The sequence below is a fragment of the Pseudomonas sivasensis genome (genome assembly GCF_013778505.1).
Classification (GTDB): Bacteria; Pseudomonadota; Gammaproteobacteria; order Pseudomonadales; family Pseudomonadaceae; genus Aquipseudomonas; species Aquipseudomonas sivasensis.
In genome coordinates this window covers 49,235-63,507 of record NZ_JAAOWU010000023.1, presented here as the reverse complement: position 1 = coordinate 63,507, position 14,273 = coordinate 49,235, and the positions used below count along the sequence as shown (strand labels likewise).

Annotated in this window: 15 protein-coding genes; 10 read left to right on the top strand and 5 right to left on the bottom strand. The window is 61.3% G+C overall.

The features are described 5' to 3' along the window. Positions 1-2: 2 nt before the first annotated feature. Entirely contained in the window at positions 3-245 is a 243-nt protein-coding gene (locus tag G9Q84_RS26140) for a DUF6555 family protein (RefSeq protein WP_032885356.1), read from the bottom strand. Positions 246-361: 116 nt separating this feature from the next. On the opposite strand from G9Q84_RS26140, the gene G9Q84_RS26135 reads away from it, so the two are divergent. From G9Q84_RS26135 to G9Q84_RS26125, 3 genes are all read left to right on the top strand, one after another. Next, positions 362-1,126 carry an AraC family transcriptional regulator gene (locus G9Q84_RS26135; protein ID WP_095185980.1) on the top strand — a complete coding sequence of 255 codons (765 nt, stop codon included), beginning with the start codon at positions 362-364 and terminating at the stop codon, positions 1,124-1,126. Positions 1,127-1,214: 88 nt separating this feature from the next. Then, positions 1,215-1,388, top strand: a complete 174-nt coding sequence (locus G9Q84_RS26130; RefSeq protein WP_081797626.1) for a DUF1427 family protein — start codon at positions 1,215-1,217, stop codon at positions 1,386-1,388. Between the two features lie 31 nt (positions 1,389-1,419). Next, entirely contained in the window at positions 1,420-2,379 is a 960-nt protein-coding gene (locus G9Q84_RS26125) for a quinone oxidoreductase family protein (RefSeq protein ID WP_032885354.1), read from the top strand. Between the two features lie 67 nt (positions 2,380-2,446). On the opposite strand, the gene G9Q84_RS26120 is transcribed toward G9Q84_RS26125, so the two are convergent. From G9Q84_RS26120 to G9Q84_RS26110, 3 genes are all read right to left on the bottom strand, one after another. Next, on the bottom strand, positions 2,447-3,475 hold the full coding sequence (locus tag G9Q84_RS26120; RefSeq protein ID WP_181644318.1) for a purine-nucleoside phosphorylase: 1,029 nt from the start codon (positions 3,473-3,475) through the stop codon (positions 2,447-2,449). Positions 3,476-3,489: 14 nt separating this feature from the next. Then, positions 3,490-4,437, bottom strand: a complete 948-nt coding sequence (locus G9Q84_RS26115) for a nucleoside-specific channel-forming protein Tsx (protein WP_032885352.1) — start codon at positions 4,435-4,437, stop codon at positions 3,490-3,492. Between the two features lie 155 nt (positions 4,438-4,592). Next, positions 4,593-5,531 carry an AraC family transcriptional regulator gene (locus tag G9Q84_RS26110; protein WP_181644317.1) on the bottom strand — a complete coding sequence of 313 codons (939 nt, stop codon included), beginning with the start codon at positions 5,529-5,531 and terminating at the stop codon, positions 4,593-4,595. 253 nt (positions 5,532-5,784) lie between these two features. On the opposite strand from G9Q84_RS26110, the gene G9Q84_RS26105 reads away from it, so the two are divergent. Together G9Q84_RS26105 and G9Q84_RS26100 are read left to right on the top strand one after the other, a co-directional pair. Further along, positions 5,785-7,050, top strand: a complete 1,266-nt coding sequence (locus tag G9Q84_RS26105) for an ABC transporter substrate-binding protein (RefSeq protein ID WP_371854025.1) — start codon at positions 5,785-5,787, stop codon at positions 7,048-7,050. An 18-nt stretch (positions 7,051-7,068) separates the two neighbouring features. After that, complete coding sequence (locus tag G9Q84_RS26100; RefSeq protein WP_032885349.1) at positions 7,069-7,842, top strand: L-iditol 2-dehydrogenase; 774 nt, start codon at positions 7,069-7,071, stop codon at positions 7,840-7,842. A gap of 140 nt (positions 7,843-7,982) precedes the next feature. On the opposite strand, the gene G9Q84_RS26095 is transcribed toward G9Q84_RS26100, so the two are convergent. Then, the gene (locus G9Q84_RS26095; RefSeq protein WP_099601598.1) at positions 7,983-8,675 is read right to left on the bottom strand and encodes an NUDIX hydrolase; all 693 of its coding nucleotides are present in this window, start codon (positions 8,673-8,675) and stop codon (positions 7,983-7,985) included. Positions 8,676-8,822: 147 nt separating this feature from the next. On the opposite strand from G9Q84_RS26095, the gene G9Q84_RS26090 reads away from it, so the two are divergent. The 5 genes from G9Q84_RS26090 (at position 8,823) to G9Q84_RS26070 (ending at position 14,234) form a co-directional block, all read left to right on the top strand. Next, positions 8,823-9,470 (top strand): nicotinamidase, encoded by a 648-nt coding sequence (locus G9Q84_RS26090; RefSeq protein WP_181644316.1) that lies wholly within the window; start codon positions 8,823-8,825, stop codon positions 9,468-9,470. Positions 9,471-9,481: 11 nt separating this feature from the next. Continuing rightward, positions 9,482-10,699, top strand: a complete 1,218-nt coding sequence (gene pncB, locus G9Q84_RS26085) for a nicotinate phosphoribosyltransferase (RefSeq protein ID WP_032885346.1) — start codon at positions 9,482-9,484, stop codon at positions 10,697-10,699. 1 nt (position 10,700) lies between these two features. Then, positions 10,701-11,507 (top strand): ammonia-dependent NAD(+) synthetase, encoded by an 807-nt coding sequence (nadE, locus tag G9Q84_RS26080; protein WP_181644315.1) that lies wholly within the window; start codon positions 10,701-10,703, stop codon positions 11,505-11,507. Positions 11,508-11,665: 158 nt separating this feature from the next. Next, positions 11,666-13,021, top strand: a complete 1,356-nt coding sequence (locus G9Q84_RS26075; protein WP_032885342.1) for an MATE family efflux transporter — start codon at positions 11,666-11,668, stop codon at positions 13,019-13,021. Between the two features lie 40 nt (positions 13,022-13,061). Beyond that, complete coding sequence (locus tag G9Q84_RS26070) at positions 13,062-14,234, top strand: MFS transporter (protein ID WP_032885341.1); 1,173 nt, start codon at positions 13,062-13,064, stop codon at positions 14,232-14,234. Positions 14,235-14,273 lie beyond the last annotated feature (39 nt).

Sequence of the window (14,273 nt, the reverse complement as noted above, 5' to 3'; positions counted from 1 at the left end):
GATCAAGCCTGGGCGCGCGCGTCCGAGCGGCGCCATTGCACGTTGGTGATGCCGAATTTCTCGGCCTGAACCTGGCTGGTCTTCTTAACCTGCTCCCGGGCGAAACGGCCAATACGACCGACGCCGGCATCGCAGCTTGCCCAATGCCAAGCTTCGGCGGCATCGAGTTTTTCCAGGCGGATAATGAATGACTTGGCCTCGCCATGGAGGGTGTAATCGATCACAAACAGTTTTGCGTTATTCATCGGCCCATCAACCCTGGTGGTGTAAGCAAGTGATCGCCACGAGCGCCAAAAATTCACTCGGATTGTCGGGCGGTGGTCATTACCATGGTGGCTCATCCTAGACTGACGTACGTCCCATGGCTCTGGCCGCGCCACCTGACCTCAGTGATCACGCTGTCCCCGTGCAACCTCTGGCGCGTACTTACCCGCGTGGGTGGTATGTGGAACCCCACAGGCACGAGTGGGGCCAATTGCTTTACGCCATGAGCGGCGTGATGTGGGTCGAGACCCCGCGCGAAGCCCTGGTGGTGCCGCCCCAGCGCGCGGTATGGCTGCCGCCGGGTGTCGAGCACGGGATTCGCGTAGTGTCGGATTTGCAGATGCGCAATATCTACCTGCGTCCTGCCTTGGCGGCGACGCTGGACAGCCAGGTGCAGGTGATTGAGGTCGGTGGGTTGCTGCGCGAGTTGATCGTCACGCTGGTGGAGGAGGGCGATAGCGGCGACGGTGCGTATTACGACGCGGTGGTCGGCCTGGCCCTGCTGGAGTTGCAGCGGGCGCGTCGCTCCCGGATCCGCATCGCCATGCCGGTTGAAGCCGACCGTCGACTGATCAGCGCGTGCCAGGCGGTCATGGCTGCGCCTTCCCTGGTGATCCCCTTCGAGCAGCATGCCGAGGTGGCCGGTGCCAGCGTGCGTACCCTGGCGCGGCTGTTCCAGAACCACCTGGGCATGGGGTTCGCCGAATGGCGCCGGCAAGTGCAACTCGCCACGGCGGTGGCGGAGTTGATCCAGGGCCAGTCGGTCAGCGGGATTGCGCGGTCCCTGGGTTATTCGCCGAGCAGCTTCAGCGACATGTTCCGCCGCGAACTCGGTGTGGCCCCTTCGCACTACACCGGCTGAGGTTTGGCCGAAATCCTGAAGCAGTTGGCCGATGCCAGCGGGAGGGGCTCCCTACACTGAGCCCACCAACCCACACGGCGCTGCCCCCATGAATTACTTGATTTCCCTCGCCATTGGCCTGTTTGTCGGCGTGATTTATGGTGCGCTGGATTTTCGCTCACCCGCGCCGCCGGCCATCGCGCTTGTCGGCCTGATGGGCATGTTGATCGGCGAAAAACTGTGGCCCATGGGGCGACAGTTGGTCAGTGCCTGGTTGTCCTGAAGTCTTTTTCTTTTCGATGGATGTACTGCCCATGAAAGCCCTGCAATTTTCCGCTACTGGCGATCTCAATGCCCTCAGCTTTATCGACGTTCCCACACCGGTGCCGGGCGCTGATGAAGTGTTGGTAAAAATCCAGGCTGCGGGCCTCAACCCCAGCGATGTAAAGAACGTGCTCGGTCGCTTTCCTTACACCACGCTGCCACGCATTCCTGGTCGCGATTTTGCTGGCGTGGTGGTTGAAGGCCCGCAGGCATTGGTGGGCCGGGAAGTCTGGGGCACCGGCCGCGATCTTGGTTTTTTTGCCGATGGCTCCCACGCTCAATACCTCACGGTGTCTGCCAAGGGCGTGGCCCATAAGCCGACGCATTTGAGCTTTGCCCAGGCGGCGAGCCTGGGTGTGCCGTACACCACCGCCTGGGATGCGCTGGAGCGCAGCGGTGTGGGCAAAGGCACGCGGTTGATGGTGATCGGCGCCAACGGTGCCGTGGGGAGTGCGGCGTTGGCCCTGGCGAAAATCCGTGGCGCCCGGGTGCTGGCGGCGGTGCGCAGGGTTGAGCAGGTCGAGGTTTTGCAGGCACAAGGTTTCGAGGCGATTACCCTCGCTAAACCGCAAGACTTGGGTTCGCAAGTAAATGCAGTGTTCGCAGGCGGCGCCGACGTAATCTTCGACACCACCGGTTTCTGGCTGCCTGCCGCCGTGGCGGGTCTGGCGGCATTTGGCCGTATCGCCATCATTGCTGCGCCCGTGGACGGTCATGTGCAATTGCCGGCTCTGGCGCTGTACCGCAAGGGAGGTTCGGTGGTGGGGATCAATTCATTGCTCTACAGCTGCGAGCAGTGCGCGGTGATGCTGGAGCAGTTCGGGCGCTTTTTTGATGAGGGGCTGCTGCCGCTGCCGGTCGGCCTGCGCGAAGTGGCGCTGGCCGAAGGGACGCAGTGCTACGAAGACGTGAACCAGGGCAGTGCAGACAAAATCATCTTCCTGCCCTGATACGGTCCCGTAGGCGCCGGCTCACCGGCGATTGGCCCTAAGCACGCCATCGCCGGCACAGGAATCGTCACGCGTCGGGAACACCTTTTTCCCAGGCTGACCAGTTGTTGAGGATTGCCTGCACCAGCGGATTGCCCGTGCGGTACAGGTTTTCCAGCGCCGGCACGAACCCGCCCTGGTCCGCATAGTTGAGCAGGTTATCCACCTCGCTGTAGCCAGGGTAAGGCCGGTCGAAGTCGGAACCTGCTCGCACCACGGCCAGGCGCTGAATATCCACCAAACCCTCGCGACTGGCGCGCAGCAGGGCCTCATAGGTGGAGTTGTCTTCCTGCTGGGTGGTGCAGTATTCGCCTTTGTTATCCGTGAGCAGCTTGGTCCAGACCTCGGCGCGTTCGCTCAGGCGCGTGCCGGAGAACCACGTGTTGCCCGCCAGGGTGTCGCAGCGGGTGACTTGCGGCGGCTGGTTGGCCGGGGCGGCGGGGTAGTGCTTGCGCCAGGCCGTCGACTCTTTGCTTTCCGTCAGCTCGACTTTTTGCGACAGGGCAAACGCCTTGGCTTGCAGCTTGGGGTTGAGCTCAAACACTTCGGTCTTGTAGTCCAGCGGCGGTTTTTCGTTGGGGCCTTTGGTGTTGATGCCGATGTAGCCGGTCGGCCAGTCCTTGGGCGCATCGCGCGAATCCAGTTCCCACTGCGTACCAAACTCCACCAGGTAATGCGCCCAGGCAGCGGTGCCGATGGTGCCGTGCTTGGGGCTGATGCCGGCGATCCCGGCGATCAGGAAGTAGCTCTGGCGCAGGTCGAACTTGGGCGACAACGCCAGGGCCAGGGTGGAGGCGGCAGCGTTGGTCTGGCCCATGCCGGTGACGAGCAGGCACACGTCCTGGGTGTTGCAGCGGATCACCGGGTATTCGGCGGACAGGCCCGGCACGCGCACTTCTTGCTTGAGTTGCAGGCGGTCGATCCAGGTTTGTGCCTCGGGCGCGAACATGGTGATCAGCATCACTTTGGGTTTGATCGGTGGCGGGGTATCTGCCAGCACCAGGTGCGGCAACAGGACCATGCCGATGGCCATCGATAGACGGGTAAACGTGTTCATCTCATGCTCCTTGATCAGAATTGGTAGCCGACACCGGCGTAGTAGCCCCAGCCATCGGAGCGGGCGCGGAAGTTGCCTTCGCCGAAATTCAACTCGCTGCCATCTTCCCAGTTGCCGCCGTTATGGAAGTAGCGCCCGACCAGCGTGAAGCGCAGGTGGGTGAACGAGTACAGCAGCACGTTGGTCGCCACCATTGAATTGGCGGTGCGCGCCGGGTTGTCCTTGTGCAGGTTGGAGCCGAAATCGTAGTTGGTGAAGCCGATGTAGGTCAGCGAAGCGCCGTTGTCGAACTTGCCGATGGGCACGATGTACTTCATCTGGGCGCGATAGCCGTCCCAGGAATACTCATTGCTGGCACCGTAGTTTTCCCACTGGTAGCGCCCATAGAAGTTAGCCGACAGGTTGACCCGCGAGTGGGTGTCGATGTCGGTGCCCAGGCCGCTGTACAGGGTGTTGGCGCGGTTTTCCTTGTTGCTGCCGTGGTCGTAGATCCAGTCGAACGCCACGTACCATTCCTTGAACGGCCCGATGGCCAGGCTGCGACCGGCCAGGTAGTCGATGGAGATGCGCGGCTCATGCTCCATGAACACCGGCGAGCCGTGGTCCCATGCGCCTTTGTCGTTGCTGTTGCCAATGCCGAGGATCTTCGGCACGTCGATGTAGCCATACAGCTCGAAGGGCCCTTTGCGGCCGAAGTACTCGTATTCCAGGTAAATGTCATCGGACGGCTTGGGGCCGAAGCTGATGTCTTTGCTGCCGATCAGCGTCAGGTCCTGGTTGAACCATTGCGACAGGTAAGGGCCTTTATTCGATTGGGTGGCTTCAGGGCTGAGGGTTTCGCCCTGTGCTGAGTCATTGGCAGGTGTTTCCTGCGCCAAAATGGGTGTGCTGAGTACTCCCGTAACGGCGGCCAGTAGCAAGGAAACACCAAAGCAGGCGCGAGGCCTTGAGGTGAGGTGCATTGAAAGTCCCTATTCGTACGCGGTTTGAACCCGATTGCTCAGGTAAGGGGGAACTTGGCGGTCAAGTTCGTACCGCAAACGTTTGCACAGGCTGTACCAACTTTGCCCAATGGCTTGAATGGCCTAGAAAAAAGGCGAATTAGTCGACCTTTTGATCAGAAATGACTGGGTGTCATTTGTTCAATGGGATTGAACAGATGCATCGCGGTGTCGCGGCGATATTCGCTCGGCGTCTGGTTCATCTCGATCCGAAAGTGCCGGTTGAAATTGGACAGGTTGGCGTAGCCCACTTCAAAGCAGATATCCGCCACCGACCGTTCACTGTGCAGCAACAGCCGGCACGCGCGCTGCACGCGAAATTTGCGCATCAGGTCGATAAAACCGTGGCCGGTGTTGCGTTTGAAGAACCGCGAGAATCCCGGTTCGCTCATCTCCAGTTGCTGAGCGATGACCGACAGGCGCACGTCGCCGGTGAGTTCGCGCATCAGGTAGTCGAAGGCCTTGTTGATGCGTTCAGCGCTGCGGGCATCCAGCGTGGGCGCGTAGCAGGGACTGGCCAGTGCCTTGACCTGGATGGGCGGCGCGTTTTTCAAGGTGTCGAGCAATTGCAGGAACAGGATCAGCCGTTGCAGGCCATGGGCACTACCGATGGCTTCCAGCAGGTGCGCAGCCTTTGCGGCGCTGTCACCGGTGAACTCCAGGCCGCGCCGGGCCTGTTCGAACAGCGGCTGCAAATCCCCGAGTTCCGGCAGGGTATTGCGCAAGGCGAGCAGGGCGGCGCCATCGAATTGCAGCACCACATCGCGCCCGCTCAAGTGTTCGCCGGGGGCCAGTTCGCCTATCCAGTCGTGGGGCAGGTCCGGGCCGATCAATGCGACATGGCCGGCGCTGAATGCACCGATATAGTCGCCCGCCACCAGCTTGCCGGTGCCTTGGCGGATCAGGTGGATTTCAAATTCGGGATGGTGGTTCCAGCGCGCCAGATCATAGGGGTAATCGTGTTCGAACCAACGAAAGCAGTGGTCGGGTTCGGGCAAGATCACTTCGAGTTCCGCGGGACGGTGCTCGAACAGTGTGGCGCGGCTGACGGGCATGGTGCTGCCTCTTGTGCGTTGGATTACACCAAAATACGCGGGTTTGCACGGGGCAGGCTACCCCCGCTTTCGCCCGGCACTGATACTTTTTTGATCCTGAGTGTGCGGTTAAAAAAGTATCAGCCGCGCATTCGCCAGGCGTTTGTGAGGGCTTGGCCAAGCTGCTGTAATCGGTGCTCAACAACAAAAACAACAGGTGGAAACCGCCATGTTAACGCTTCCCAAAGCACTGTTACTGCTGTCCGGCCTGGCTATGGCTATACCCGGCCATGCGGCCGACACCGTGACCATCGCCACGGTCAACAACAGCGACATGATCCGCATGCAGCGCCTGTCCAAGGTGTTCGAAGAGCAGCACCCTGGCATCAAACTTAACTGGGTAGTGCTTGAAGAAAACGTTCTGCGCCAACGCCTCACCACCGATATCGCCACCCAGGGCGGGCAGTTCGATGTGCTGACCATCGGCACCTACGAAACCCCGTTGTGGGGCGCCAAACAATGGCTGGAACCGTTGACCGAGCTGCCGGCCGATTACGACGCCGACGATATCTTCCCCTCAGTGCGCCAGGGCCTGTCGGTCAATAACACCCTCTACGCCTTGCCGTTCTACGGCGAAAGCACCGTCACCTACTACCGCACTGACCTGTTCAAGAGCGCCGGCCTGAGCATGCCCGCGCATCCCACCTGGACCCAACTCGGCGAGTTCGCCGCCAAACTCACCGCCAAGGACAAGGGTCAGTACGGCATGTGCCTGCGGGGCAAGGCCGGCTGGGGGGAGAACATCGCGCTGTTGAGTACCATGGCCAACGCCTTTGGTGCGCGCTGGTTCGACGAACAATGGAAGCCCGAGCTGACCAGCCCCGAATGGACCGCCGCCGCCAACTTCTACGTCAATACCCTCAAGCAATACGGCCCGCCAGGCGTGTCGAGCAACGGGTTCAACGAGACCTTGGCGCTGTTCAACAGTGGTAAGTGCGCGATCTGGGTCGACGCCAGCGTCGCCGGTTCCTTCACCACCGATACCAGCCAGAGCAAGGTTGCCGACAGCGTCGGTTTCGCTGCCGCGCCTACTGAGGTGACCGACAAAGGTTCATCCTGGCTCTACGCCTGGTCCCTGGCGATCCCGGCCACTTCCAAGCACAAGGACGCCGCCAAGGCCTTTATCACCTGGGCCACTTCCAAGGACTACATCCAACTGGTCGCCGATAAAGAGGGCATCACCAACGTACCGCCGGGCACGCGCCAATCCACTTACAACGAGGCTTACCTCAAGGCCGCGCCGTTTGCCCAGGTGACGCTGGAGATGATGAAACACGCCGACCCCGCCCATCCTTCAGCCAAACCGGTGCCTTACGTGGGCATCCAATATGTGACCATCCCCGAGTTCCAGGCCATCGGCACCTCGGTCGGCAAGCTGTTTTCAGCGGCGCTTACCGGTGGCATGACGGTTGACCAGGCCTTGTTGCAGGCGCAGTCCACTACCGAGCGCGAAATGAAACGCGCCGGCTATCCCAAGTAACCTTGACGGACAACACCCATGAAACGACTGGAAGGTAAAAGCGCGCTGATCACTGGATCGGCGCGCGGGATTGGCCGCGCGTTTGCCCTGGCCTACATCAATGAAGGCGCGACGGTTGCCATTGCCGACATCAACCTGCAACGCGCCCAGCAAACTGCCGCCGAGCTGGGCCCTCAGGCCTACGCGGTCGCGATGGATGTCACTGACCAAGCCTCCATCGATGGCGCGATTGCCGCCGTGGTGGCCCATGTCGGGAAGCTGGATATCCTGGTCAACAACGCAGCGCTGTTCGACCTGGCGCCCATCGTCGACATCACCCGCGACAGCTTCGAGCGGCTGTTCGCGATCAATGTCGCCGGCACGCTGTTCACCTTGCAGGCCGCGGCCCGGCAGATGATCCGCCAGGGCCACGGCGGCAAAATCATCAACATGGCCAGCCAGGCCGGGCGGCGCGGTGAGGCGTTGGTGGCGGTGTACTGCGCGACCAAGGCAGCGGTGATCAGCCTTACGCAATCGGCGGGGTTGAACCTGATCAAGCAAGGGATCAACGTCAACGCCATTGCCCCCGGTGTGGTGGATGGAGAGCATTGGGACGGGGTAGATGCGCTGTTCGCCAAGCATGAAGGGCTGGCGCCTGGCGAGAAGAAGCGGCGGGTGGGGGCAGAGGTGCCGTTTGGGCGGATGGGTACGGCTGAAGACCTCACCGGAATGGCAATCTTCCTGGCGTCGAAGGAGGCTGATTATGTGGTGGCCCAGACCTACAACGTCGACGGCGGCAATTGGATGAGCTAACGCCATACCCCAATCAAAACTGGGGGAGGGGGCTTGCTCCCGATAGCGGAGGATCAGTCACTTTATTTGCGGACTGTCACACTGCTATCGGGAGCAAGCCCCCTCCCACATTTGAACCTCATCGCGCTTGAAAAGGGTGATTAGTCGGCAAAACTGCGATCAAAGAAGTAAACCGCCCCAGGCTTCAAGTTTTCCACCGTGGCCTGGGGCCTGCCGCCCTCGCCATGCTTCTTGCGCCCCGTCTCGCGCAAATATCCCGCCTCCGTCAGCTTCAACAAACGCTGGCGAATACTGGTCTTGAGCACCGGCCGCTCCAGCACCAGGGAAAAGATCGTGGTCGCCTCCGGCGCGCTGAACTCATTGCCCAGGAACATCAGCGGCAAGCTGCTGTACAGCGACTTGGAGAACAGCCGCTCCTGCACGGCCGCGACGATGCTGTTGTGATCGAACGGCAACTTGATGCTGCCGTCCGCCACCGCCCTCAACCCAAACCAGCCTTGATGCTCCCCCAGTTGCACCTCATCCGCGACGATCGCCAAGTAGTACGTTGATGACGACCAGCAACGCGGGTCGCGAAACGCATCGCCCACCGTGCCCACTTGCTCGCTCCAGGCCAGCTCCAGACCGACCTTGTCGCTGGTTCGCAAGCGTTCCACCGCATCCTGGAGGCTCAGATCTTGCACGCCGCCATTCACCACCACGCCCGGCAACGCCCAATGCCCGGCGAAGGGCTCGGCGTCGCGCTTGTTCAGCAACAGTTTCAGTTCCCCGGTCGCGCGGCAGTAAAAAAGCACGCAGAGGTCGACGGTGTGGAGGTAGGCGCTAAGTGGCATATGAAATCCTTCTGAACGGCGAAGAGGGCTCAGTCTAACGGATCGAAAAGATATGTCATGTGCTTGAAGGCGAATAGATAAATAAATGTTTCTTGCAATGAAAGTACATGACGTGTACTTTTGTTTCCAGGCCACAGGAGAACAGCCATGACCCTTGCGAAAACTGCCCTTGCTTCTTTCGATGTCGATCCTCAGAAGAGCTTCACGCCGCTGTGCCCCAACGAATTGCCTGTGGCCGGTGGTGACCAGATCGGTGCCGAACTCAACTACATGGCCAGCCTCGCCGGCTATCGCGTCGGCAGCAAGGACGCCCACACCCCGCAAGCACCCTGGGTGGTCGCGCAGCCCAGCGAGATGCTGCAACCCACCGGCCTGACCCACGCCGACCTCACATGGGTCAGCCACTGCGTACCGGGCACTGAAGGTTTCACGTTGCTCGACGAACTGCCCACGCCCTATGACTACGACTACTTCATCTGGAAAGGCGTCGAGCCTGACCTGCACCCCTACGGTGCTTGCTACCACGACCTGCACGACAAGCTGTCCACCGGAGTCATCGAGTACCTCAAGGCTCAAGGTGTCACCCGTGTGATCGTTGGCGGCCTGGCCCTGGACTACTGTGTCAAAACCACCGCACTGCAATTGCTCAAGGCCGGCCTGGAAGTCGTGCTGCACCTGCCGGCGTGCCGCGGTATCAGCGAGGAGGGCGGCGTACAGGCTATCAATGAGTTGCTCAAGGCTGGTGCCGGCATCAGCCGCACCCGCGAAGAACTGGCCGCGATGGCCGCGCGTTAAGGAGATTTACCATGGAAAGTGCCTACGACTACGACGCCCCGGTCATCCAGGGCCTGCTCGACACCGACTACTACACCTTCACCATGATGCAGGCGGTGTTGCACCAGTACCCCAACGTCGATGTGGAATACAACTTCATCGTCCGCTCCAAGGAAAAACTCGGCCACTTGATCCCGCAGTTGCGCGCCGAGTTGGACAAACTCGCCAGCCTGCAGGTGCGTGAAGGCGAGCTGCGCTTTCTGTTCAACCCACGCTTTCGCGAGTACCTCACCCCGGACTACGAGCGCTTCCTGGGCCTGTTCCGCTTCAACCTGCGTTATATCCACGTCAGCGAAGTCGATGGCCAATTGAACATCCGCGTGGTCGGCCCGATGCTGCACTGCATCATGTTCGAACAGCCGGTGCTCGCGTTGGTCAGCGAACTGCGCAACCGCGACAAATACCCGGATGTGACCCTGGAAGACGTCACCCGCAAGCTGTACCAGAAGTTCGACTGGCTGGAGAAAAACCTCAGCCGCGACGAGTTGGCCGACCTGCGCGTCTCCGACTTCTCGACCCGTCGCCGTCTGTCCTTCAAGGCCCAGCGCGAAGTGGTGGACATCATGCGCCGCGACTTCCCCGGCCAGTTCGTTGGCACCAGCAACGCGCACCTGGCGTATGAATTCGACTTGCCGCTGATCGGCACCATGGCCCACCAATGGCTGATGGTGCACCAGCAATTGGGGCGCTTGCGCGAAAGCCAGAACGCCGCCCTGGAGAACTGGGTGCATGAATACCGTGGCCGTCTCGGCATCGCCTTGACCGACTGCATCAGCACCGACTTTTTCCTCAAGGACTTCGACCTGTACTTCGCCAAGCTCTACGACGGCCTGCGCCAGGACTCCGGTGACCCCATCGCCTGGGCCGACAAGGTGCTGGCTCGCTACAAACAGCTGGGCATCGACCCGATGACCAAGGACCTGATGTTCTCCGACGGCCTGAACTTCGAAAAATGCCTGCCGATCCTGCGGCACATCCGTGGCAAGGCCAAGTTCGGTTTCGGCATGGGCACCAGCCTTGCTTGCGATGTGGACGGCGTCGAACCGCTGAGCATCGTTATGAAGCTGGTACGGGTGCACGGCGAACCGGTGGTGAAGTTCTCCGATGACCCGGTGAAGAACGTCTGCGAAGACCCCTCGTTTTTGCAGTACGCAGCGAAGGTATTCAATGTCGGCAACGTGGAGGTGTGACATGCAAGACCGTATCGCGCAGGAACTGAATATCAACCGGCAACTGGTGAAGGGCGGTGAGGCCAGGGAAATCCAACGGCGCATCGATTTCATCAAGACCACGTTGCGCCAGTCGGGCTGCAAAGCCCTGGTGCTGGGCATCAGCGGTGGCGTGGATTCCCTGACCGCCGGCCGCCTGTGCCAGTTGGCGGTTGAGCAACTGCGGGCAGAGGATTACGCCGCGCGCTTTATCGCCATGCGCCTGCCCTACAAGACCCAGGCCGATGAGCGCGACGCCCAGGCCTCGCTGGATTTCATCACTCCGGACCACATCGACACCCTGAACATCGCCGCCAGCGTCGACGGCCTGATGGCCAGCCTCACCGCCACCGACGCCAGCGCCGCACAAGTGGACTTCATCAAAGGCAACGTCAAGGCCCGCACCCGCATGATCGCGCAGTATGCCGTGGCCAACTTGCACAATGGCCTGGTGGTCGGCACCGACCATGGCGCCGAAGCTCTGATGGGGTTTTTCACCAAGTTCGGTGACGGCGCCTGCGACCTGGCGCCATTGTCCGGACTGACCAAAACCCAGGTGCGCCTGTTGGCCAGTTCCCTTGGGGCACCGACGAACCTGGTGCACAAGCAGCCCACAGCCGACCTCGAAGAACTGGCACCGGGCAAGCTGGATGAACAGGCTTATGGCTGCACGTACGAAGAGATCGATGCGTACCTGATGGGCGAGCCGGTGAGTGAGCGGGTGAGGGACATCGTTGAATCGGCCTATCTCAAGACCGCACACAAGCGTGCGCTGCCGGTTGCGCCATAGCCTTTGTCGTGAGCGGGGCGAGCTTGCTCACGACAAAAAAACAGTTGCCCATTCAGGTTGCCCACTGTTCGACGGCATGCCTCGATAAACCGCAGGAACATTGGATCCACATGCGGTATAAACCTCGGACGCTTTAGTTCTTCGAGGCCCCGTTTCTCATGCAAAGCCCTTTGCAACGCCCGCTGTGGCAGGTCTATCTGATCTTTCTGGCACCGATGGTGCTGTCCAACTTCCTGCAGAGTTTTTCCGGCACGCTCAACGGCATTTATGTCGGGCAGATGCTCGGCACTCAGGCCCTGGCGGCGGTGTCGGGGATGTTCCCCATCGTGTTTTTCTTCATTGCCCTGGTGATCGGCCTGGGGGCGGGTGCGTCGGTGTTGATCGGGCAGGCCTGGGGTGCCCAGGAAACCGCGATGGTCAAGTCGATTACCGGCGCGACGCTGACCCTTGGCGCGCTGGTGGGCTTGATCGCGGCGGTGTTGGGCAGTCTGTTTGCGCGCCCGGCGTTGCAGGCATTGGGCACGCCGGTTGACGTGCTCGACGACGCAGTCGGCTATGCCCAGATGATGATGCTGATCATGCCGCTGTTGCTGGTCTTCATCCTTTACACCCAATTGCTGCGGGGCGTCAGCGATACGATTTCGCCCTTGCTCGCGTTGATGGTCTCGACCCTGGTCGGCCTGTTGCTGACCCCGGCGTTGATTCGCGGCTGGATCGGCCTGCCGCCCCTGGGCATCCAGAGCGCGGTGTACGCGGGCCTGGTGGGAAATGCCTCGGCGATGCTGTTTCTGGTCCTGCGCCTGCGCCATAAAAACCACGTGATGGCGCCGGATCGCGAACTGCTCGCGGCCTTGCGCCTGGACCGCGTCATCCTCGGTAAAGTCCTGCGTATCGGCCTGCCCACCGGCTTGCAGATGGTGGTGCTGTCGCTCTCGGAGCTGGTCATCCTGGCGTTGGTCAATAGCCATGGTTCCCAGGCCACGGCGGCCTATGGGGCGGTGACGCAGATCGTCAACTACGTGCAATTTCCGGCCCTGTCGATTGCCATCACTGCCTCGATCCTCGGCGCCCAGGCGATTGGCGCCGGGCGCCTGGAGCGCATCGGGCCGATTCTTCGTACCGGGTTGCTGATCAACACCTGCCTGACCGGTGGTCTGATTGTGCTGGGCTACTTGTTATCCCACTGGTTGCTCGGGCTGTTCATCACCGATGACGCCGCACGCGTGAATGCCGAGCACCTGCTGCACATCATGTTGTGGAGCATCCTCGTGTTCGGCTTCCAGGCCGTGATCGGCGGGATCATGCGTGCCAGCGGCGTGGTGCTGATGCCGGTGGCGATCTCGATCTTCTGCGTGCTGTGTGTGGAGCTGCCGATGGCGTACCTGCTCAACGCCCACTTCGGCCTGGAAGGTGTGTGGATGGCGTTTCCGGTGACGTATCTGGCGATGCTGGGGTTGCAGACCGCGTATTACCGGTTGGTGTGGCGGCATAAACAGATCAAGCGGTTGGTGTGATAAAAGGATGCGCAATTTAAGGACAGAAGGCGTTTAAGTCATGGCAAACCCCTACGCCGAGTTATTCCAAGTCCCTGGCGCCCGGGCTTTTGTATTGGCCGGCATGCTGGCGCGTATGCCGGTGTCCATGACCGGTATCGGCATTATCACCATGCTTTCCCAGGTGCATGGCGGCTACGGCCTGGCAGGCTCGGTGGCGGCGGTATTCGCGTTGGCTACGGCGATTTGTGCGCCACAGGTATCACGGCTGGTGGACCGCTACAGCCAGGGCCGGGTGCTGCCGATTGCCGCGTTGATCGGTGGCGGGGCGCTGCTGATGCTGTTGCTGTGCACGCGGTTGCAGGCGCCGACCTGGACGCTGTTCCTGTCTGCCGCCTTGGCCGGTTGCATGCCGAACATGTCGGCGATGGTGCGGGCCCGTTGGACCGAGTTGTACCGAGGCCAGCCCAAGCTGCAAACCGCTTTTGCCCTGGAGTCGGTGCTGGATGAGGTGTGCTTTATCGTCGGCCCGCCGATTTCAGTGGGCTTGAGCGTGGTGCTGTTTCCCGAAGCCGGGCCGCTGGTGGCCGCGTTGTTGCTGGCGGTGGGCGTCACCACGTTCGTCCTGCAACGAGCGACCGAACCCCCGGTGCATGAGCACCACGATCACCATGCCGGCTGGCTGATCGCGTCACCGTCGGTATTGATCCTGATGATCCTCTTGCTGGCCATGGGCGTGATCGTGGGTGTGGTGGATGTGGTCAGCGTGGCCTTTGCCCAACACCAGGGTCAGCCGGCGGCGGCGAGCATCGTGCTCTCGGTGTACGCCATCGGTTCATGCCTGGCGGGACTCGCCTTCGGCACTCTCAAGCTCAAGGCGCCGCTGCCGCGCCAGTTTCTGTTCTGCGGCGTGGCCACGGCGTTGACCACCTTGCCGTTGCTGCTGGTCACCAACATTCCAGGCCTGGCGGTGGCGATCTTTATCTCCGGCCTGTTCTTTGCCCCGACCCTGATCGTGTCCATGGCGCTGGTGGAGCGGATCGTCCCCGCCAGCCGCCTGACCGAAGGCATGACGTGGCTGATCACCGGCCTCAGCATCGGCGTGGCCATTGGTGCCGCCAGTTCCGGTTGGATGATCGACCACTTTGGCGCCGCCAGCGGGTTCTGGGTGGCGTTGGCGGCGGGCGCGGTGGTGTTGGGCTCGGCGGTGTTGGGGTACCGGCGGTTGGGTTGATCAACCCATCGCTGAGCATGCCTCTGTGCTGTGATGTTG

Excerpts from the sequence above, each read along its gene's own strand:
- G9Q84_RS26140 (WP_032885356.1), bottom strand. The coding sequence starts at position 245 with ATGAATAACGCAAAACTGTTTGTGATCGATTACACCCTCCATGGCGAG.
- G9Q84_RS26135 (WP_095185980.1), top strand. The coding sequence starts at position 362 with ATGGCTCTGGCCGCGCCACCTGACCTCAGTGATCACGCTGTCCCCGTG.
- G9Q84_RS26130 (WP_081797626.1), top strand. The coding sequence starts at position 1,215 with ATGAATTACTTGATTTCCCTCGCCATTGGCCTGTTTGTCGGCGTGATT.
- G9Q84_RS26125 (WP_032885354.1), top strand. The coding sequence starts at position 1,420 with ATGAAAGCCCTGCAATTTTCCGCTACTGGCGATCTCAATGCCCTCAGC.
- G9Q84_RS26120 (WP_181644318.1), bottom strand. The coding sequence starts at position 3,475 with ATGAACACGTTTACCCGTCTATCGATGGCCATCGGCATGGTCCTGTTG.
- G9Q84_RS26115 (WP_032885352.1), bottom strand. The coding sequence starts at position 4,437 with ATGCACCTCACCTCAAGGCCTCGCGCCTGCTTTGGTGTTTCCTTGCTA.
- G9Q84_RS26110 (WP_181644317.1), bottom strand. The coding sequence starts at position 5,531 with ATGCCCGTCAGCCGCGCCACACTGTTCGAGCACCGTCCCGCGGAACTC.
- G9Q84_RS26105 (WP_371854025.1), top strand. The coding sequence starts at position 5,785 with ATGGCTATACCCGGCCATGCGGCCGACACCGTGACCATCGCCACGGTC.
- G9Q84_RS26100 (WP_032885349.1), top strand. The coding sequence starts at position 7,069 with ATGAAACGACTGGAAGGTAAAAGCGCGCTGATCACTGGATCGGCGCGC.
- G9Q84_RS26095 (WP_099601598.1), bottom strand. The coding sequence starts at position 8,675 with ATGCCACTTAGCGCCTACCTCCACACCGTCGACCTCTGCGTGCTTTTT.
- G9Q84_RS26090 (WP_181644316.1), top strand. The coding sequence starts at position 8,823 with ATGACCCTTGCGAAAACTGCCCTTGCTTCTTTCGATGTCGATCCTCAG.
- pncB (WP_032885346.1), top strand. The coding sequence starts at position 9,482 with ATGGAAAGTGCCTACGACTACGACGCCCCGGTCATCCAGGGCCTGCTC.
- nadE (WP_181644315.1), top strand. The coding sequence starts at position 10,701 with ATGCAAGACCGTATCGCGCAGGAACTGAATATCAACCGGCAACTGGTG.
- G9Q84_RS26075 (WP_032885342.1), top strand. The coding sequence starts at position 11,666 with ATGCAAAGCCCTTTGCAACGCCCGCTGTGGCAGGTCTATCTGATCTTT.
- G9Q84_RS26070 (WP_032885341.1), top strand. The coding sequence starts at position 13,062 with ATGGCAAACCCCTACGCCGAGTTATTCCAAGTCCCTGGCGCCCGGGCT.